Origin of the sequence: Roseateles sp., assembly GCF_039595295.1 — a bacterium.
GTDB lineage: Bacteria > Pseudomonadota > Gammaproteobacteria > Burkholderiales > Burkholderiaceae_C > Roseateles.
The window spans coordinates 1-18,715 of record NZ_JBCNLU010000055.1 but is presented as its reverse complement, the minus strand read 5'-3'; the positions used below and the strand labels follow the sequence as shown (position 1 = coordinate 18,715).

The 18,715-nt window shown below is 69.3% G+C and carries 16 protein-coding genes and 1 pseudogene; 11 read left to right on the top strand and 6 right to left on the bottom strand.

Going from position 1 to position 18,715, the window contains the following annotated elements; genetic code table 11:
- The 4 genes from ABDW59_RS22955 to ABDW59_RS22940 form a co-directional block, all read left to right on the top strand.
- Positions 1-368, top strand: a 368-nt coding sequence (locus ABDW59_RS22955) for a hypothetical protein (RefSeq protein WP_343633521.1), incomplete at its 5' end; no start/stop codon positions are given.
- Positions 369-456: 88 nt separating this feature from the next.
- The gene (locus ABDW59_RS22950; protein ID WP_343633519.1) at positions 457-669 is read left to right on the top strand and encodes a putative motility protein; all 213 of its coding nucleotides are present in this window, start codon (positions 457-459) and stop codon (positions 667-669) included.
- Positions 670-783: 114 nt separating this feature from the next.
- The gene (locus ABDW59_RS22945) at positions 784-2,076 is read left to right on the top strand and encodes a serine hydrolase domain-containing protein (RefSeq protein WP_343633517.1); all 1,293 of its coding nucleotides are present in this window, start codon (positions 784-786) and stop codon (positions 2,074-2,076) included.
- Between the two features lie 4 nt (positions 2,077-2,080).
- Entirely contained in the window at positions 2,081-2,566 is a 486-nt protein-coding gene (locus tag ABDW59_RS22940; protein WP_343633515.1) for a nuclear transport factor 2 family protein, read from the top strand.
- Between the two features lie 40 nt (positions 2,567-2,606).
- Here ABDW59_RS22940 and ABDW59_RS22935 read toward each other — a convergent pair whose 3' ends face one another.
- Entirely contained in the window at positions 2,607-3,353 is a 747-nt protein-coding gene (locus tag ABDW59_RS22935) for a sulfite exporter TauE/SafE family protein (RefSeq protein ID WP_343633513.1), read from the bottom strand.
- Between the two features lie 27 nt (positions 3,354-3,380).
- Positions 3,381-5,942, bottom strand: a complete 2,562-nt coding sequence (locus ABDW59_RS22930) for a penicillin acylase family protein (protein ID WP_343633511.1) — start codon at positions 5,940-5,942, stop codon at positions 3,381-3,383.
- A gap of 216 nt (positions 5,943-6,158) precedes the next feature.
- On the opposite strand from ABDW59_RS22930, the gene ABDW59_RS22925 reads away from it, so the two are divergent.
- The 3 genes from ABDW59_RS22925 (at position 6,159) to ABDW59_RS22915 (ending at position 9,346) form a co-directional block, all read left to right on the top strand.
- Positions 6,159-7,088, top strand: a complete 930-nt coding sequence (locus ABDW59_RS22925) for an SMP-30/gluconolactonase/LRE family protein (protein ID WP_343633509.1) — start codon at positions 6,159-6,161, stop codon at positions 7,086-7,088.
- A gap of 102 nt (positions 7,089-7,190) precedes the next feature.
- The gene (locus tag ABDW59_RS22920) at positions 7,191-8,192 is read left to right on the top strand and encodes a tripartite tricarboxylate transporter substrate binding protein (RefSeq protein WP_343633507.1); all 1,002 of its coding nucleotides are present in this window, start codon (positions 7,191-7,193) and stop codon (positions 8,190-8,192) included.
- A 116-nt stretch (positions 8,193-8,308) separates the two neighbouring features.
- Positions 8,309-9,346 (top strand): porin, encoded by a 1,038-nt coding sequence (locus ABDW59_RS22915; RefSeq protein ID WP_343633505.1) that lies wholly within the window; start codon positions 8,309-8,311, stop codon positions 9,344-9,346.
- A gap of 110 nt (positions 9,347-9,456) precedes the next feature.
- Here ABDW59_RS22915 and ABDW59_RS22910 read toward each other — a convergent pair whose 3' ends face one another.
- The 3 genes from ABDW59_RS22910 to ABDW59_RS22900 form a co-directional block, all read right to left on the bottom strand.
- Positions 9,457-10,374 carry a hydroxyacid dehydrogenase gene (locus ABDW59_RS22910; protein ID WP_343633503.1) on the bottom strand — a complete coding sequence of 306 codons (918 nt, stop codon included), beginning with the start codon at positions 10,372-10,374 and terminating at the stop codon, positions 9,457-9,459.
- Positions 10,371-11,069: an RraA family protein gene (locus ABDW59_RS22905; RefSeq protein WP_343633501.1), complete on the bottom strand. Its 699-nt coding sequence runs from the start codon at positions 11,067-11,069 to the stop codon at positions 10,371-10,373. Before ABDW59_RS22905 ends, ABDW59_RS22910 begins: the two co-directional genes overlap by 4 nt.
- A gap of 67 nt (positions 11,070-11,136) precedes the next feature.
- On the bottom strand, positions 11,137-12,045 hold the full coding sequence (locus ABDW59_RS22900; RefSeq protein WP_343633523.1) for a tripartite tricarboxylate transporter substrate binding protein: 909 nt from the start codon (positions 12,043-12,045) through the stop codon (positions 11,137-11,139).
- A 205-nt stretch (positions 12,046-12,250) separates the two neighbouring features.
- Here ABDW59_RS22900 and ABDW59_RS22895 point away from each other — a divergent pair, with 205 nt between their 5' ends.
- Positions 12,251-13,129, top strand: a complete 879-nt coding sequence (locus tag ABDW59_RS22895; protein WP_343633500.1) for a LysR family transcriptional regulator — start codon at positions 12,251-12,253, stop codon at positions 13,127-13,129.
- On the opposite strand, the pseudogene ABDW59_RS22890 reads toward ABDW59_RS22895, so the two are convergent.
- Positions 13,104-14,400 (bottom strand): annotated as a pseudogene (locus tag ABDW59_RS22890) (MFS transporter). The gene ABDW59_RS22895 and the pseudogene ABDW59_RS22890 sit on opposite strands and share 26 nt — an antisense overlap.
- A 369-nt stretch (positions 14,401-14,769) precedes the next feature.
- Between ABDW59_RS22890 and ABDW59_RS22885 the strand changes: the two are divergent.
- From ABDW59_RS22885 to ABDW59_RS22875, 3 genes are all read left to right on the top strand, one after another.
- Positions 14,770-17,865 carry a two-component regulator propeller domain-containing protein gene (locus tag ABDW59_RS22885; protein ID WP_343633498.1) on the top strand — a complete coding sequence of 1,032 codons (3,096 nt, stop codon included), beginning with the start codon at positions 14,770-14,772 and terminating at the stop codon, positions 17,863-17,865.
- Between the two features lie 28 nt (positions 17,866-17,893).
- Entirely contained in the window at positions 17,894-18,394 is a 501-nt protein-coding gene (locus tag ABDW59_RS22880) for an endonuclease V (RefSeq protein WP_343633496.1), read from the top strand.
- 103 nt (positions 18,395-18,497) lie between these two features.
- On the top strand, positions 18,498-18,715 hold a 218-nt coding region (locus ABDW59_RS22875; RefSeq protein ID WP_343633494.1), incomplete at its 3' end, for a VOC family protein.

The following is an 18,715-nucleotide window of genomic DNA, read 5'->3' as shown; positions in this document are numbered from 1 at the left end:
TCGGCGTCTGGGCCACGGCGGGGACGGAGTTCGAAGGCGGACGATTGATCGGGGGGGAGGCGCTCTATCTCATCTCCGCTGGCAGGGCCGCGATCGTGGGAGCACCGCTTCCCGTGATGCGCTGCCCCGACGGCCGCGTCTGCGCGCCCATCATCGGCGTCGCCGGGCGGGCGACGTTTGAAGAAGCGACCCGTCGCCTGAGCATCCAAGTGCAGGATGGGCGGAACAGCCAAACGATCGAAGGCGAGCTGGCGGCGGATGGAGCGACCGTCCTGCTGACCACCGGGCCCAGGCAGGTGAAGCGTCTTGTGCGGCGCGAGGCAGACGTTCCGCCGGCGCTCGAAGCGCAGCTCAAGGCCGCTGAATGAGCGTCAGGCCACCGGGCCTGACCCCAGGGTCGTTGTGGTCTCATCGTCCCGCCCTCAAGCTTCCGCCGCCGCTGCCGATAGTCCTGAAATGAACATCGCCAACTCCCCCAGCGTCGCCTCCGCGGTCAGCAATGCCTCCAACGGCACGCCGGGCACGGTCGGCAATGCCGCCAGCCTGCTGGTGCTGCGCAAGGCCATGGACACCCAGGAAGCCGGCGCCGCCGCGCTGCTCGAGGCCCTGCCGCAGCCGGCGCTCGCTACCGAGGGCAACCTCGGGCGCAACCTCAACGTCTACGCCTGAGGGCGTCGGCGCGCGACGCTGAGGACCGCTTGGCGAGACGCCGGGCGGCTCGGGCGCTCGTAGCCGCATCGTGGTAGAAATCCCCGCCCTCGGCCCCGCCGAGGAAGGGATCCCATGAAAACCCTCGCCCGCCTGCTCGCCCCCGCGCTGCTGATCGCCGCGATCGCCGCACCCGTCGCCGAGACTGCCTACGCGCAGACCACCCCTCCAGCCAGCGCCGCCAACGGCTTCTCCGCCGAGCGCCTCGCCCGCGTGCAACGTGTGCTGCAGGCCTACGTCGACCAGGGCCGGCTTGCGGGCGTCGTGGTGCAGGTGAAGCAGGATGGCCGCGATGTCCTCACCGCCGCCGTCGGCTGGCGAGACCGCGAGGCCCGCGATCCGATGCGTCAGGACGCCGTCTTCCGCATCGCCTCCCAGACCAAGGCGCTGACCAGCGTCGCGGTGATGATGCTGATGGAGGAGGGGAAGCTCCTGCTCAACGACCCCGTCGGCAAGTACCTGCCCGAATGGGCGAAGACCACCGTCGCGGTGAGCCAGCCGGGCGGTGGCTACAAGGTCGTGCCGGCCAAGCGGCCGATCACGCTGCGCGACCTGCTCACCCACACCTCCGGCGTCTCCTACGGACCCGGTCCGGCGCTTCAGGCCTGGCGCGACGCCGGCTTCAACGGCTGGTACTTCGCGGACCGTGACGAGCCTATGTCCGCCGCCATCGCCCGCATGGGCGCGCTGCCGATGGCCGCGCAGCCGGGCGAGCAGTTCGTCTACGGCTACAGCACGGACGTGCTGGGCGTGGTCGTGGAGAAGATCAGCGGTCAGTCGCTCGCGGACTTCCTGACCGAGCGACTGATCCGTCCCTTGGGCATGAAGGACACGGCGTTCCGCGCCTCGCCGGACATGGCGCGCCGGCTCGCGGTGGTCTACACCGGCGGCGCGGCCGGGCTGGCCCGAGCCGCCGCGCCCGGCGCGTGGGAGGAGATCAGCTACGTCGGCCAAGGCCATTACGTCGACGGTCCGGGCAAGGCCTTCTCGGGCGGCGCGGGGCTGCTCTCCACCGCGGCGGACTACAGCCGCTTCCTGGAGATGCTGCGCCGGGGCGGCGAGCTCGATGGGCGGCGCTACCTCAGCCGCAAGTCGGTCGAGCTCATGACCAGCAATCAGCTGGACGGTCAGCCCTTCTTCATGCCTGGCTCCGGCTTCGGTCTGGGCTTCAGTCTTCGCCTCGATGTGGGCAAGGCGGGCGAGCTCGGCTCATCGGGCGAGTTCGCGTGGGGCGGGGCGTATCACAGCCAGTACTGGGTGGACCCGAAGGAGCGGCTCACCGTGGTCTATCTGACGCAGCTCCAATCCCCCGGCGATGTGGACGATCACGCGAAGGTGCGGGCGTTGATTTATCAGGCCTTGAATTGAAGGGATGAACATGAAGGGATTCCACCTGCCCCTCATCCTCGCTGCGGCCTTCCAAGGCGCAGCCTTTGCGCAATCCGTCCATCCGAGCATCCCGGATGCCGAGCTGCCCGCCCTCATCGCCAAGCTGGACCAGAAGCATTTCGACGCGTTCAACAGCTGTGACACGCAGACGCTGACGGCGCTCTACGAGCCCGACGTGGAGTTCTTCCATGACCTCAACGGCCGCGTCTTGAATCGCGACCAGTTCATTCAAGCGGTCAAGAAGAACATCTGCGGCAAGGTGGAGCGACGGCTCACCCCGGGGACGATGGAGGTCTATCCGATGGCCAAGATCGGCGCCCTCCAGATCGGCCGGCATTGCTTCGCCCAACCCGGCAAGCCGGATTGCATCCAGCAGGGCCGCTACTCCATCCTCTGGCGCTTCGACGGAACGACCTGGCAGATCTCGAAGGTGTTCAGCTTCGACCACCGGCCCATGGGCGACCATTGATCGGCGCTGCCCGTCTTCGAAGTGGATGACATCCTGTCTCCTAACGCTTCATCAGCTCGCTCACCCCCGACACCAGCAGCGCCACGCCCGAGCATGAGAGCAAGCTCAGCACGATCTGCCGGAAGCGCGCCTCCGAGATCCCGACATAGAGCCGCCCGCCGAGCAGCGTCGGCACCAGCATCGCCGGCGCGACGATCGCGAACAGCGGCAGCACCTCGCGCGTGACCAGGCCCTTGGACAGATAGACCGCCATCGTCACCAGCAAGGCCGAGAGGTTGAAGTTCTGGATGATCGAGCGCTGCTCGTCCTTGGGCAAGCCGCGCAGCACGCACCACAGCGTCGGCACCGTGCCGGTGAAGCCGCCCAGCCCGCCCATCATCCCGCCCACGCCGCCGACGACCGCATCGGCGATACGACCGCCCGCGTTGATCCGCGGCAGACGCTGCGCGAGCAGCATCGCCGGGCACCAGATCACCAGCAGCCCGCCCAGCGCGACCTTGAAGGCCTGCATGTCGATGATCGGCAGGATGGTGACGCCGATGGGAACGCCCACCAGCCCGCCGAGCAGGAAAGGCGCCAGGCGGCGCCAGTCGAAGCCTCGACGCACGGTCACCGCCGCGATGATCTGGCCCGTCAGGGAGCCGAAGACCGCGAGCGTCGCCGCGATCTTCGGGTCCAGCGTCCACGCCCAGAAGGACATCGCGGTCAGCCCGAAGCCGAAGCCCGACAAGCCCTGGACAAAGCCGGCGCAGACGGCGCCGATCACGACAACGGTGTAGAGATCCATGCGTTCCTGTTGACAGCCTTGCTCGCGCTACTCGCTGATGGTCTTGGTCGTCAGCGCCGCGTCCTTCGCGATCTCGGTCTCCGAGAACGGCATCCGCTGCCACTGCCCCGCGCTGTAGGCGCGCGTGTAGTCGCTGTAATGCGAGGACCCCGGATCATCGGAGAGCGAGAAGGTCAGGAAGGTGTAGGCCTCGACCCCGTCGCTGGGGAAGCGCACCACCTGGATGTAGCTGTTGGCGCTGGTCGCCGTGTCCAGGTTGTAGCCGCCCTGATCGATGCGCGTCGGCGAGCAGGCGATCGTGAAATAGCCCTGCGCGCCGCAGCCGCCGAACAGCGGAATCTTGTCGCTGCCGCGCGGCGCGAACAGCGTCTCGCCCCGCGTGGCATTGAGCGCGAAGCCGCTGGCCTGGATGCGCAGGATGGCCGCGCCGAAAGCCTGACGCAGCGTCGCCGCCGCGGCCGGGTTCAGATCGCGCGGCGTGCGGACCGGGTCGGTCGCGCTGAAGGGCACCGCGTACAGCGAGGCCTCCGGCAGCCGCGCCGCGCGCGTCCAGAACTCGTCCCACACATGCGCGCCGCGCGAGCCCACCTGCGCCTTGTTGTCCCAGGCCTGCAGCACCGCGCAGGCCTCGGTCGGATCGACGTTGCGCGCGGGATTGAAGGTCTCGCCGGTGGCGGTGTCGCCGGTGACGCTGATGGCCGTGGGTGGCGCGCACAGCATCGCGAGGGCCTGGTCCTTCACCAGCTCGGCGCTGAGCGCGCGGCTGTTCAGCACCATCGCGCGCACCGTGTCGCTGGTGGCCTTGTTGCCCGAATAGCCGTCGGTGCCCGCGAGCCGCCCCTGCGCCAGCAGATGCGCCAGTCGCGTGCGCAGGCTGATCGATGCCGTGCCCGCCGGGCCCATCAGATCGGGGAAACCGGTCAGCGGCGCCGCCGGGTTGCTCAGCCAGTAGCTGTCGTTGCTGTTGAGCACGTAGTCGTCGCGCAGCAGGCTGGGCATGCGCGAGGTGCCGATCGCGCCGGGCTGCTTGGAGTCCGCATCGGTCTGCCAGTCACAGCTGCTCTTGGAGCCGTCCAGCACCGGCGTGCGCGGCAGCGCGGCGCTGAGCGCGTTCGTCAGCGGCGTGGCGCAGTTCGTCATCTGCGCGGGCGAGACGTTGGGCACCGCGCCGATGTCGGCATACCAGGCCTGGCTGCTGCCGCGCGCGACGGCCACCGTGTTGACCCACGGGATCGAGGACTCCTCCCGTTGGATCTTCGCGAGTTCGTCCAGCGACTTGGCCTGGCTCCAGCGCAGCCAGACGCGGAACACGCGGAAGTTGTCCGCGTTGATGTCGCGGATCGCGAAGGCGGTGTTGGTGTTCCAGCCCAGCGCCGGATCGAGCGCGCCGAGGTTCACGATGGGCCCGAACTGCGACTCGTAGAGCGTGCGGGTGACGTTGGCCACGGTGCCGTCCCCTTGCTTGACCGGCACGCTCAGCGCGCGGGCGGTCATCTTCACCGGCACGCCGTCGCGCAGGTAGCTGGTCGGATCGCCGGGCACCAACGTCAGCTGGAACAGCCCGTAGCGGCGCGCGGCGGAGACCGTGTGACTCCAGGCCACATCGTTCGTGTAGCCGATCTGGATCACGGGCACGCCCAGGAAGGACGTGCCGGCGACGTTGAGCTCGCCCGGGATGGTGAACTGCGCCTGATAGAAGCGGTCGGGGCCGCGCCAGTACCAGTGCGGATTGCCGAACAGCAGCGGGCTGCTGTCGCCGGTGGCCGCGGTGCCGAAGCCGATCATGTTGCTGCCCACGCCCTCCTTGCCCCCGACCTCGAAGTTGGGGAGACGGTCGGTGGCGATGGCCAGCTGCGTCGCCTTCGCGAGGCGAGGACGGGGCGACATCGACAACGCGGCCGTGGTCGTGGTCGTGGTGACCGCGTTCATCGCGGACGCTGTCGTCGGCGTCACCGCGGCCGGCGCCGTGGCGTTGGCGATCTGGACCAGGTAGTTGCTGTAGCCCGCCGCGAAGTGCGCCGCGTACATGCGCCGGAACACGTCCAGGTCGGTGAGCGGCTTGACCCACTCCTCGTTGCGGCAGGCCGCGTGGGCGGTGGCCTCGGCGCCGGACTTGATCTCGCGCACGTAGCGGTTGTAGCCCGCCGCATAGCCGGCCACGACCTGCTTGAGCCGATCCGGCTGCGCGGCGATCAGGCGCTGCATCACGTCGTCGTTGAGCACATGCCGGTGATAGAAGTCGGCGTCGAGGTTCTTGGGCTGGCCGATGGTGCTCTGGAAGGGGATCACCGCGTCCGCGCCGAAGTAGCGGGAGCGCTCGCCCCGGAAGGTCAGCATGGAATTGGCGATGGTGCACAGGTCGTCCTGTGCCTGCGCGTAGCCATAGCCGTAGCCCACGCCGCCCCAGTTGGACGCCTTGATGTGCGGCACGCCCATGGACGTGCGCCGGATCTCGGCGGAATAGGTGGACGCCGGCGGCGCCGGGCCGTCGTCGTCGTCGTTGTTGATCCAGCACGCGCTCAGCAGCGCGGCGGAACCCAGGGTCAGTGCGAGCAGCGGCATCACGCCGCCACGAACGGTATGTGTCATCTTGTCTCCCTTGTCCTGTCAACCGGACCCGTTAGTGCGGGCCGAGGCCAAGGATAGAGGACTCCGCGGACCGCCGTTCGCCATGTCTCCGGTACGGATTCTCTGGTCAAAAGAAGAACTGATCGAAGGGAAAAAATAATCGATTGGACGGAAGCGGTCGGAGCGCCAACACTCGCCTGAAACAAGCCTCCTCGAGGGGCACAGGAGACGACGGCCATGTTCCTTCTTCAAGCGCCGCAAGTGCGCGAGCCCGAGCTGTTCACGCGCATGCCCGATGCGTATCGCCGGCGGGTGCGTTCCTCGTGGGCGGACGCCAATCGCGGCGGGAACCCGGTGGATTCCTTTCTCGAAGGCCCGGTCGTCGGCGACAACGGCGAGCTCTTCGTCACCGACATCCCCTACGGCCGCATCTTCCGCATCAGCGCCCACGGGGAATGGACGCTGGTGGCCGAGTACGACGGCGAGCCCAACGGCATGAAGCTCGCGGGCCCGGACACGCTGCTGATCACCGACTACAAGAACGGCCTGATGCGGCTGGATCTGCGGACCGGTCGGGTGGCGCCTTTTCTCGACCGGAGGAACTCCGAGCGCTTCAAGGGCGTCAACGATCTGGTCTTCGACAGCCGCGGCAATCTGTACTTCACCGATCAGGGACAGACCGGGCTCCAGGATCCCACCGGACGCCTGTATCGGCTGAGCCCTTCGGGGCGGCTCGATCTGCTGTTGAGCAACGTGCCCAGTCCCAACGGCGTCGCGCTCTCACCGGACGAGAAGCTGCTCTATCTCGCCGTGACGCGCGGCAATCAGGTGTGGCGGGTGCCGCTGCAGGCGGACGGCAGCGTGTCCAAGGTCAGCGCCTTCTTCACCTCCTACGGCCCCAGCGGTCCCGACGGACTGGCCGTCGATGAGCAGGGCCGCGTGCTGGTCGCCAATCCCGGTCTCGGCTACGTCTGGGTGCTCAACGCCCGCGCCGAGCCGGTGCAGGTCATCCGCGGACCGGCCGGCGCGTCGCTGACCAACCTCGCCTTCGGCGGCTCCGATCGCCGGACCGTGTTCTGCACCGACTCGACACACGGTGCGGTGCTGCGCTTCGAGATGGACGTCCCGGGCCTTCCGCTGGCCCGTGCCGCGTCGAGCAAGACCTGACCCCGGGCGATCCCGCCGGGATCCTCCGCCCCGTTCCCTTCCACGACCCAGCGCCGTCGAGGCGGGCGTGAGCCTGCCCGCGGCGCCTTGCCAGGAGTTCCCATGACGATGTTCTCTTCCCGCCGGCGCCCGTCGCCGCGCGGCGTCTCCCGCTTGCGTCGCGCCTTGCTGACCGCCTGCGCGTTGGGCCTGTCGCCCTTGGCGCACGCCGCCTTCCCCGAGCGCGTGATCACCATGGTCGTCCCCTACGCGCCGGGCGGCGCCGCCGATGCGCTGGCGCGCGTGGTGGCCGCGCGGATGAGCGTGCGCCTGGGCGCCACCGTGATCATCGACAACCGCGCCGGTGCCAGCGGCACCATCGGCGCCAGCTTCGTGGCGAAGGCGGCCCCGGACGGCTACACGATGCTCTACGACGCCACGCCGTACGCGACCAATCCGCACCTGTTTCCCAAGCTTCCCTTCGCGCCGACGGCGCTGCGTCCGGTCTCCCTCGTCGCCCAGACCCCGAACGTGCTCATCGTCCGCAAGAACGCGCCGTTCAAGGACCTCGCCGATCTGATCAAGCAGGCCAAGGCCAGACCCGGCAAGATCAATTTCGCTTCCGGCGGCGCCGGCACGGGTCAGCGTCTGGCCGCGGAGCTGCTGCGACAGAAGCTCGGATTGGACATGGTCCACGTGCCCTACAAGAGCGGCGGCCCCGCGATCACGGACGTGGTCGGGGGCCAGGTGGACTTCATGTTCGGCACGGTCTCCGCGACCGCGCCGCTGGTGCAGGGCGGCAAGCTGCGCGCGCTGGCCGTGTCTTCGCGGGAACGCGCTGCCGCGCTGCCGCGGGTGCCCACGGTGGCGGAGGCCGCCCTTCCCGACTTCGAGGTCTACGAGTGGAACGGCCTCTTCGTGCCGGCCCGCACGCCGGACGAACTCGTCAACAAGCTGCAGGGCGCGCTTGCCGACACCTTGAAGGAAGACGAGGTCCGCAAGCGCTTCACCGAGCTGGGCGCCACGCCGATCGGCTCCACGCCCGCGCAGTTCGCGGACTACCTGCGACAGGAGAACGCGCGCTGGGCCGAGGTCATCCGCAAGGGACGCATCCAACTCGATTGAGGCGCGATCCCCGATCCCCGATCCCCGTTCCCCGATATCCGTTCCCCGATATCCGATATCCGATACCCACAAGGGTCCCCATCACGACCGGCCCCGACACCCCAGGAGACCGCAACTTGAACTCTCGCCACCTGACCCTGGGCAGCCTGACGCTGTCCGCCCTGGCCTGCGCGACCGCCGCGCAGGCGCAATCGAACGTCACGATCTACGGGACCGTGGACGTGTCGCTGCGCCGCGCCACGCATTACGGCGCATCCAACCAGACCTATCACTCCGAGGGCGACGCCGTCTTCTCGCCCAGCCGATTCGGTCTGCGCGGCAGCGAGGATCTGGGCGGCGGCTACAAGGGCGTCTTCCTGCTGGAGCAGGGCCTGGATCCGTCCTCGGGCACGCTCACCATGGCGACGGCCACGCCCAACTACGGCAACGGCGTGGCCTCGACCGGCCGCGCCTGGGGGCGCGAGGCCTGGGTCGGTCTGGAGACGCCGATGGGGACGGTGACGCTGGGGCGGCAGTACACGCTCGCGCACCAGCTCTCGGGACGCTTCCAGCCCTTCCCGAATCCCAACCTCGATGCGGTGAGCGGCTTCTCGGTCCACCACGTCGCGCGCCAAGACAACATGCTCAAGGTCCGGTACGGCACCGGACCGGTCGTCGTCATGGCGTCGGTCACCGCGTCCGAAGGCAACGGCAAGTCCTGGGCTGCCGGCGGCAGCTACACCGACGGCCCCGTCGATGTCGCGACCTACTACCAATCGATGGACAGCTTCAACGGCGCCGAGACCCGCAGGATCTTCGGCATCGGCGGCAGCTACGCGATCACCTCCACGCTCAAGGGCATGGTCGGCTACATGAAGCGCTCGCAACGCGTGTCCGTGCAGGAGAACGACGTCTATTCCGTCGGACTGAACTACCAGCTGACGACAGCCGTGACCCTCATGGCCAACTACCTGCAGGACCGTCAGTCCCGCCTCAACCCGGGCAAGCGCCACATGGCCTATCTGGCGGTGGACTACGCTTTCTCCAAGCGCACCGGCGTGTACGCCGAGGTCGACACCAACGAGCTCACCGGCGCCTATCCGGCCACCGCGTTCCTGAGCGTGCGCGGCCAGAAGCAGGTCGGCGTGTCGACCGGCATGCGGCACCGGTTCTGACACGCGCGGGGGCAGCGCGGGCGGCCTCCTGGATGCGGAAAGGGGCGCCCGAGGGCGCCCCTTCTGTCGATGCCGGCCGTTGCAGGAGGTCAGCGGCGCCGGTCCGGCGATCAGCCGTTCAAGACCCGCAGTGCGTTCTGCGCCGCGCCCACGCCCATCTTGACGTAGGCATCGGCGGTGACGCCGCCGATGTGCGGGCTGAGCAGGATGCGCGGCTCCGACAGGAAGTCGTGATCCGCCGGGATCGGCTCCACGCTGAAGCTGTCCAGGCCGGCGCCGGCCACCCGACCGTCGCGCACCGCGGCCAGCAGCGCCGGTTCGTCGATCAGGCCGCCGCGCGCGGTGTTGATCAGGATGACGCCGGGGCGGCAGCGCGCCAGGGTCTGCGCATTCACCATGCCGGCGTTCTCCGCGGTCAACGGGCAGTGCAGCGAGATGACGTCCGCCTCCGTCCAGATCGCCTCGAGCTCGACGCGCTCGATGTGAGCGGGGAGGTCCTTGGCGAAGGGATCGAAGCCGATCACGCGCATGCCCATCGCGTGGGTCATCCGCGCGAAGCGCAGGCCGATGGCGCCCAGGCCGACCAGGCCCACGGTGCGGCCTTCCAGCTCCAGGCTCTTGTGCGTCGCCTTGTCCCATTGGCCCTGACGCATGCGGCCGTCCAGCGTCACCACCGACTTCGCGCAAGCCAGCATCAGGGCGAGCGACTGCTCCGCCACCGCGGCGGCGTTGGCGCCGGCCGCCGCCACGACCTGGATGCCGCGGGCCGAGGCGGCGACCTTGTCGATCGTGTCGGTGCCGCTGCCATGCTTGGAGATGACCTTGAGCGACGGCGCCGCATCCATGGCCGCGGCGCCCACCTTGCTGTAGCGGACGATGACGGCCACCGGATCGTGCTGCCGGCACAGGGCCACGATGCCGTCCTCGGTGGGCGTCTTGCCGGCGAAGACCACCTCGTAGTCGCCCAGCAGGCGCAGCGCCTGAGGCGCCAGGTCGGCGCCCGTGATCAGGATGACGGGCTTGCTCACAGCGTCTCTCCTTCCTTGATCACGCCGGCCGCGCGCAGCGCGCCGTCCAACCAGGCCGGGCGCAGGGCCTGACGGTCGCGGATGCCGGCGATGCGCGCGGTCTCGGCGCGGACCTTCTCACGCGCCAGCGGAATCATGGCCGCCGCCTTGTCGCGCTCGATGACGGTCACGCCGTCGGCGTCGCCAACGACCAGATCGCCCGGATGCACGGTCACGCCGCCGATCGAGATCGGATGATTCAGACGCCCCGAGATCGACTTGGTCGGTCCGTTGGGATTCAGCCCGGCGGCGTACATCGGGAAGCCGAGCTCGCGGATCGCCTCGCTGTCGCGCACCGCGCCGTCGATCACCACGGCCGCGATGCCCAGCGCCACGCATTGCTGGGACATGATTTCGCCCATCAGCGCGGACGACAGGTCGCCCTTGCCGTCCACCAGGATCACGTCGCCTGGCTTCGCGATCGCCATCGCGGCGTGGATCATGAGGTTGTCGCCCGGACGCACTTCGACGGTCACCGCGGTGCCGGCGAAGCGCATGCTCGGCGCCAGCGGCTGGATGCGGCCATGCAGCGCGCCGCGACGGCCCGCCACGTCCGCCAGGATGGAGGACGGAAAGGCGCCGGCTTGGCGGACCACGTCGGCATCGACGCGCTCGATGTCGCGGATCACGTCGGGCGGAAAGTTGGCTTGGGTCATGGGGGTACTCCACCGGCTCGCGGCCGGCTCGGGTTGGGATAGGGAAGCGAGGGGGCGCGGCGGCCGCTCAGTCGATGCGGACGTTGGCGTCCTTGACGACCTTGCCCCAGCGGGTCAGGTCGTCCTGGATCAGGCGGGAGAACTCGGCCGGCGTGCTGGTGACCACGCGCGCGCCTTCGTCGTTGAGCTTCTTGGCCAGGGCCGGCTGCTTCAGCGCCTTGCCGAACTCGGCGTTCAGCCGCGCGACGATCTCGGGCGGCGTCCCCGCCGGCGCGAGCAGGCCGAACCAGGTGGTCGACGCGGCGGCGGGATAGCCGGCCTCGCCCATGGTGGGCGCGTTGGGGATCTCCGGCAGGCGCTTGTCGGACGTGACGGCCAACGCGCGCAGCTTGCCCTGCCGGATGTGGCCCAGCAGCGTGGGCAGGCTGCTCAGGTAGAGGTCGACGTTGCCGCTGACCACATCGGTGAGCGCCAAGCCCACGCCCTTGTAGGGGATGTGGGTGAAGCGGACACCGGCGGAGCGTTGCAGCACCTCGGACGCCAGATGGGACACGGTGCCGTTGCCGCTGGACGCGAAGTTGATCGCCCCCGGTTTGGCCTTGGCTTGGCGGACGATGTCGGCCACGGACTGGAAGCGCGAGCCGGCGCCGGTGACGTAGACCAGCGGCGCGTCGGCGACCAGCGTGATCGGCGCGAGGTCCTTGACCGGGTTGTAGGGCAGGCGCGCGTAGAGCGAGGGATTGATGGACAGGTTGCTGGTCTGTCCCAGCACCAGCGTGTAGCCGTCCGGCGCCGCCTTGGCGACCTCGGCCACGCCGAGATTGCCGCCCGCGCCGGGCTTGTTCTCGACCACGAAGATCCACTTGGTGCTGTCGGCCACGGCCTGGGTGGTCTGGCGGGCGATCAGATCGGTGCCGCCGCCGGGCGGGAAGGGCACGATGACGCGGATGGGCTTGGTGCCGTAAGTCTGCGCCATCGCGGCGCCGCCCAGGCCCAGGGCGATCGCGGCCAGCGGCGCCAGTCGCAGGCAGGCGCGCCGGGTGCGCGCGGATCGATCTCGAAGGTTCACGGTTTGTCTCCTGATGAGCCCCTGTCGCGGGGCCTTCGCGGAGAAGTATTGAAGCGATGACCTTTTCAATCCAATCGATTATTCTTTCCGATCAATCAATCGGACTTTTGATATGGACCTGCGAGATCTGCGCTACTTCGAGACCATCGCCGAGTTGGAGCATGTCGGTCAGGCGGCCGAGCGTCTGCATCGCACGCAGCCTGCGCTGACCGGTGCGATTCGGCGATTGGAGAAGGAGGCGGGCGCGCCGCTGTTCGAGCGCGCCGGGCGCGGCATCCGGCTCACGCCGGCGGGCAAGGTGATGCTGCGATGGGCGCAGCGCCTGCGCTTCGACGTGGAAGACGCGCAGCGCGAGGTGGGGGACATCGGCCGCGGGCTGTCGGGCGTGGTGCGCTTGGGAATCGTGCCGACCGCGGCGCAGTTCCAGCTGCCGCAGGCGGTGCGCAAGCTGCTGGCCGAGGCGCCCGACGTCCGCTTGAAGACGACGGTCGCGCTGGTCGATGCGCTGATGCCGATGCTGCGCGGCGGCGAACTCGATCTGGTGGTGGGGACGGAGGGGCGCCCCGAGGCGGGCTTCGTGTCCCGGCGGCTGATCGAGGACCACGTCGTCGTCGCGGCCAGCACCAAGCACGAGATCTTCCGCGTCACCCCGACGCTGAAGGAACTGGCGCGCTACCGCTGGGTGCTGCAGCCGCCGGGCGCGCCGACGCGGGACTGGCTGGACCACACCTTCGAGCGGCGCGGGCTGCCCCGGCCGGACGTCCAGGTCGAGAGCAGCACGCTGCACATGCTGCCGCTGCTCATCGCCGAGACGGGCCTGCTGAGCTTCGTGTCACGACGCCATCTGGACTTCTCCACCGGTCGATACCCCTTGCGCGAGGTGCCGCTGAAGGAGGCGACGATGAAGCGCCGCCTCGTCATCACGCACCGGACCAACGCCTATCTGCCGCCGGCGGCGGAGCGGCTCATGTCGCTGCTTGGGTCGGAGTGACGCCGGGCCGGCCGTCACCCGAGGGCGGGCGCGGGGCGCGGGACATCAACAGCACGGTGACGCCCCCGACCAGGGTCAGCGCGACGATGGGCAGCAGGCTGTAGGAGAACGTGCCGGTGGCCGACTTGATGATCCCGACCAGGGAGATCGCGCCGCCGCCCGCCAGATTCGAGATCGCGTTGATGCCGGCCAGGCCCGCGGCCGCGGTCTTGGGCGACATCCAGGTCGAGGACAGCGCCCAGAAGGGGCCCTTGAAGGAATAGGCGCCGATCAGGGCCAGGCTCAGCACGGTGACGGTCATCACCAGGCTGTCGTGGATGAAGGCCAGAGATCCGAGTCCGAAGGCGATCAGCAGCAGCGTCAGCGCGGTATGCCAGCGGCGCTCGCCGGTGCGGTCGGAATGGCGCCCCCACAAGACCATCAGCACCGACGCGATGCCGTAGGGCACGGCGTTGAGCAGCCCGGTTTCCAGGTTGCTCAGGCCGAAGCTCTTGAGCAGCTGCGGTTGCCAGACCGAGAGCGCGGTGCCGGTGGCCGAGGCGCCGGCGCAGACCATGGCCATGAGCAGGAACTGTGGATGGCGCAGCAGCTGCCAGGTCGACAGGTGGCCGACGCTGGACTTGCGCGCGCCGTCGGCGGCGATGCGGCGCGCGAGCCACTCTTTCTGTTCCGCGCTCAGCCAGGCGGCGGCGGCCGGGCGGTCGGACAGCACGCTCAGGCAGGCGATGCCCAGCAGCACGGTGGGCATGCCCTCCAGGAGGAAGAGCCACTGCCAGCCCTTCAGGCCGAGGAAGCCGTGCAGCTCCAGCAGCAATGCCGAGACCGGCGAGCCGACGAAGCTGGCCACCGGCACGGAGACCATGAAGGTCGCGATGATGCGGGCGCGGTAGGCGGCCGGGAACCAGTAGGTCAGGAAGAGCACGACGCCCGGGAAGAAGCCGGCCTCGGCTGCGCCCAGCAGGAATCGCATCACGTAGAAGGAGGAGGGACCGACGACGAAGGCCATCCCGGCCGAGATCAGTCCCCAGGTGATCATGATCCGCGCGATCCAGCGCCGCGCGCCGAAGCGCTCCAGCGCGAGGTTGCTGGGGACCTCGACCAGGAAGTAGGCGACGAAGAACAGGCTGCCGCCGAGCCCGAAGGCCGCGGTGGACAGGCCGATGTCGTGATTCATCTGCAGCGACGCGAAGCCCACGTTGACGCGGTCCAGCAGCGCGAAGAAATAGCACAGCATCAGGAACCGGCAGCAGGCGCAGCGTCACGCGGCGCATCGTGGCGCGCTCCAGGGCGGCGTCCGCGGACGGATCGAGGGAAGCGGAAGAAAGGGCGCTCACAGGCTTGTCTCCGTACTGCTTGCGTGCGGGACCGCGGCTTGCGCCGTCGACCGTACGCGCGGGGCTTGCCGTCGGTCAGCGGGTGTGCGCTGATCTCGGCTCATGTTGTGGGAACGAGTGTTGGGGCAAATGGCGCCGCGGTCCAATCGAAACGATCTTCGCATTCATCAATGTGGCTTTTGGAATCGACGGGTCCTCGCCGACGCGACCTGCCGAGCCGAGTCGAGGACTCGCCCCGTTTCCGGCATGGCTTCTCCTCGCACAATTCGGGGTCCGTCCAACCGCTCTCTCTCCTCGAGTCCTTCCATGCGCCTTGCGCTTCTCGCCGCCCTGGTTCTGGGCGTCGCCGTCACCGCCACCTCCGCCTCCTCGATCGCCGCCCCTGGCGCCAAGCGCCTCGAGGCCGCCGCTCCGCCGGCCGCTCCCGTTGCCGCGCCCATCGCGGTCGCTGGCGGCGACGCGCTCTCGCCGTCTCGACAACCGCTCGAGCACCTCCACCACACGGCCTGGACAGCCAAGGATGGCTTGGCGGGCAACGTCCTGGACATCGCGCAGACGAAGGACGGCTATCTCTGGCTGGGCACCGGCAGCGGACTGATGCGCTTCGACGGCGTGCGCTTCGAGTCCTTCGAGTCGCTGTCGGGTGAGCGGCTGCCCTCGCGCGGCGTGCACGCGCTGCAGGCGATGCCGGACAACTCGCTGTGGATCGGCTTCGTCGAAGGCGGGGCGGCGCAGATCAAGGACGGCCGCCTCCTGCGCGTCGACCGGGACGAGCCGCTCTCCACCGCCAGCACGCGCCGCTTCTCGTTGGACGGCGCGGGCGTGCTGTGGGCCGTGGACGGCAGCGCGGTGCTGCGCTTCAGCGGCCAGCGCTGGGAGACCTGGACCGCCGGGTTGCCCGAGGCGCGCGGCTTCCATCCGATGGAGATGATGGCCGACCGGGCGGGCAACGTCTGGGTCTCGGCGAACACGGGTCTGTTCGTCAAGGCCTTGAAGAGCGACCGATTCGTCGAGGTGCCGCTCAAGGGCCTGAGCTTCCCCGGCATGGCGGCGGATCCGCAAGGGCGTGTGTGGATCGTCGACATGGCGTTGGATCGCGGCGCCATCCGCCTGCCCCAGGTGCCTGATGCCGGCGCCGACTGGGGCCCGATGCCCGAATGGCAGAAGGTGCCCGCCGGCATCAACATGCCGCTCGTCGACGATCTGGGCTACCTCTGGTTCGGCTCCGCCAACGGACTGGCGCGCATGAGGCCGCCGGAGAAAGGCCCCTTCCTGCCGGGCGAGCTGGAGCGCGTGACGCCCGCGTCCGGCGGCGTCTCCGGCAACTACATGCTGCGGATGATCCAGGACAGAGAGGGCAACGTCTGGGTCGGTACCAACGCCGGGCTGGATCGCTACCGTCCGACGCGCCTGTCGCAGGTCCCGTTCCCCGAGCCGCCGGCCGCGGTGTCGATGGCGGTCGACTCGTCGGGCGCGCCCTGGTTCTCGGCGCGGGACCAGGCGCTGTTCCGCTACGGCGCGGGCCTGGAGCGCATGGCCACCGGCATCGACGGCGCGCCCACCTTCATCGCCATGGGCGCGCAGGGGCAGCGCTGGCTGGGCTATCGCAGCGGGCTGCGCGAATGGAAGGACGGCAAGCTCACACGGCTGCTGCCGCCGGGCGTGGAGAACTGGAACTTCTCCATCATCAACATGCATGTGGACCGCGACGGCGTGGTCTGGTTCGTCTCCAACGGGCTGGGCTTCTTTCGCTACGACCATGGCCGCTGGGAACGCTTCCACCAGCGCACCGAGCTGCCCAAGGAGCCGCCGGTGAGCCTGGGCAGCGCGGCCGACGGCACCGTTTGGGTGGGCTACCTGCGCGGCCGTCTGATGCGGGTACGGGGCGACGAGCTCAAGATGTTCACGGCCGAGAATGGCCTGCGGGTCGGCACGGTGAAGGCGATCAGCGCACGCGGCACGCATGTGTGGGCGGGCGGAGATTCCGGCGTCCAGCGCCTGGACCTGCCCGGCATGCCGGCCATCCAGGGCCAGGACGGCGTGAGGCTGGAGGGCATCACCGGCATCGTCGAGACGCCCAACGGCGACTTGTGGCTCAACGGGCTGACGGGCATCTCCCACGTGGCGGCGCGCGAGATCGATCGGGCCTTGAGCGATCCCGCCTATCGCGTGGCGGTGACGCGCTACGACACGCTGGACGGCCTGCCCGCCTTCGCCGAGCAGGCGTGGCCGCTGAAGACGGCGATGCGCAGCCAGGACGGCCGCTTGTGGTTCTCCACGACCAACGGCGTGGTGACGCTGGACCCGGCGACGATCCGTCGCAACGAGCGCGCCCCCGATGTCTTCGTGCAGCGCGTCATCACGCCGGACAGCGTCTTCCTCCGTCCGCAAGGCGGCCTGCGGCTGCCGGCGGGGACGCGTGACCTGACGCTGCTCTACACGGCGACGAGCCTGGCCATCCCGGAGCGGATCCGCTTCCGCTATCGACTGGTGGGCCTGGACAAGACCTGGCACGAGGCGGACGCGCGGCGCAGCGCGTTCTACACGAACCTGGGTCCCGGCAAGTACCGCTTCGAGGTAGTGGCGAGCAACGAGGATGGCGTCTGGGGCACGACGCCCGCCGTCGCGGATCTTGAGATCCAGCCGTTGTTGACCGAGCGGGCCAGCTTCCGCGCGGGCATCGCGCTGGCGGTGCTGCTGGCGGTGGCCTGGCTGGTGCGCTGGCGCACCCGGGCAGCCGCGCGCGTCGAGCAGCAGCGTCTGCGGGTGCGGCTTGAGGAGCGGGTGCGGGTGGCCCGCGATCTGCATGACACGTTGCTGCAGGGCTTCCTCGGACTGGTGCTTCGCCTGGAGGCGGTGGCGCGCGCCGCGCCGCGGCAGGAGCCTGTGCGCACGGGGGAAGAGCTCAGCCGATTGATGGAAGTCGCCGATGGGCTGCTGGTGGAGGGGCGCGATCGGATCTCCGACCTGCACCGCCCGCCGGCGGTCGGGACGCTGGAAGAGATGCTCGCGCCGCTGGGGGAGGACCTGTCGCACCATCATGGGCTGAGCTTCGAGCTGCGGGTCGAGGGCTCGAGCCGCGCGCTGCCGCCCGGCCTTCGGGACCAGCTCGGGCTGATCGCGCGCGAGGCCGTGTTCAACGCGTTCCAGCACTCGGGCGGGACGCGCGTGACGGTCACGGTCGACTATGCGGCCAAGGACCTGGCGGTCCGCGTGGAGGACGACGGCGTAGGCATCCCTTCGGAGGTGCTGGCCGAGGGTGGACGCCGCGGCCACTGGGGTCTGGCGGGCATGCGGGCGCGGGCGGATCAGGCCGGACTCGAGGTCAGGATCGAGAGCACGCCGGGCACGCTCACCAGCGTGACGGTGATCCTTCCCGAGGCGGTGGAGCGCGCCGCGTGATCATGGCGGCCAGCCCATAATCCCGCGCATGAAATTCATCGTCGCTGTTCACATCGAGGGGGCGCAGGCCCATGCCGCTGCCGTCGCTTTCGAGGCCTGGGACGCGGCGGAGGCGACGAAGACCTATCTCACGCACATTCCGCAGATCGAGAAGCCCGTGCGTGGCGAGATCGACCTGCGCGAACTTCCGTGTGTGATGCAGCTGCTGCAAGAGCACAAGCTGGAGCCGGAGCTGCTGGTCATCGACGGCTTCGTCCATCTGGACGCCGACGACACGCCGGGCCTCGGCCATCACCTGTTCCATGCGCTGGCGGGGCGGGTGCCGGTGGTCGGGGTGTCGAAGAAGCGCCTGCCGGGCTTGTCGTCTCAGTTCGAGGTCATGCGGGAGGAAGAAGCGGCGCCGGTGCTGGTCACCACGGCGGGCATCGACATCGGCGCGGCCAAGGTGCGGGTGCGGTCCATGCATGGCCGCAAGCGCGTGCCGACGCTGATGAAGCTGGCGGCGCGGCTGGCCAAGAATCGGGATTGAGGTCGACGCCGTCTGAGCGAATCGGCACCGAACTTGAGCGGTCGGGGCCGGGCGGGCGGGGCGCAGCTTCCTAGACTGGAGGCCTCAATCACGAGGAGATTCCATGTTCAATCACATCGTCATCGGCAGCAACGACATCGAGCGCTCGCGCCGCTTCTACGATCAGGTGCTGGGCGTGCTGGGCGTCGGCGGCCCGATGCCGCATCAGGCCAAGTCGGGCCACATGCGGCTGTTCTATCGGCACGAAGGCGGCACGCTGGGCATCGCGCAGCCCATCAACGACGAGCCCGCGACGGCCGCCAACGGCGGCACCATCGCGTT

Excerpts from the sequence above, each read along its gene's own strand:
- ABDW59_RS22920 (WP_343633507.1), top strand. The coding sequence starts at position 7,191 with ATGACGATGTTCTCTTCCCGCCGGCGCCCGTCGCCGCGCGGCGTCTCC.
- ABDW59_RS22885 (WP_343633498.1), top strand. The coding sequence starts at position 14,770 with ATGCGCCTTGCGCTTCTCGCCGCCCTGGTTCTGGGCGTCGCCGTCACC.
- ABDW59_RS22940 (WP_343633515.1), top strand. The coding sequence starts at position 2,081 with ATGAACATGAAGGGATTCCACCTGCCCCTCATCCTCGCTGCGGCCTTC.
- ABDW59_RS22930 (WP_343633511.1), bottom strand. The coding sequence starts at position 5,942 with ATGACACATACCGTTCGTGGCGGCGTGATGCCGCTGCTCGCACTGACC.
- ABDW59_RS22900 (WP_343633523.1), bottom strand. The coding sequence starts at position 12,045 with ATGGCGCAGACTTACGGCACCAAGCCCATCCGCGTCATCGTGCCCTTC.
- ABDW59_RS22880 (WP_343633496.1), top strand. The coding sequence starts at position 17,894 with ATGAAATTCATCGTCGCTGTTCACATCGAGGGGGCGCAGGCCCATGCC.
- ABDW59_RS22905 (WP_343633501.1), bottom strand. The coding sequence starts at position 11,069 with ATGACCCAAGCCAACTTTCCGCCCGACGTGATCCGCGACATCGAGCGC.
- ABDW59_RS22895 (WP_343633500.1), top strand. The coding sequence starts at position 12,251 with ATGGACCTGCGAGATCTGCGCTACTTCGAGACCATCGCCGAGTTGGAG.
- ABDW59_RS22950 (WP_343633519.1), top strand. The coding sequence starts at position 457 with ATGAACATCGCCAACTCCCCCAGCGTCGCCTCCGCGGTCAGCAATGCC.
- ABDW59_RS22935 (WP_343633513.1), bottom strand. The coding sequence starts at position 3,353 with ATGGATCTCTACACCGTTGTCGTGATCGGCGCCGTCTGCGCCGGCTTT.
- ABDW59_RS22925 (WP_343633509.1), top strand. The coding sequence starts at position 6,159 with ATGTTCCTTCTTCAAGCGCCGCAAGTGCGCGAGCCCGAGCTGTTCACG.
- ABDW59_RS22945 (WP_343633517.1), top strand. The coding sequence starts at position 784 with ATGAAAACCCTCGCCCGCCTGCTCGCCCCCGCGCTGCTGATCGCCGCG.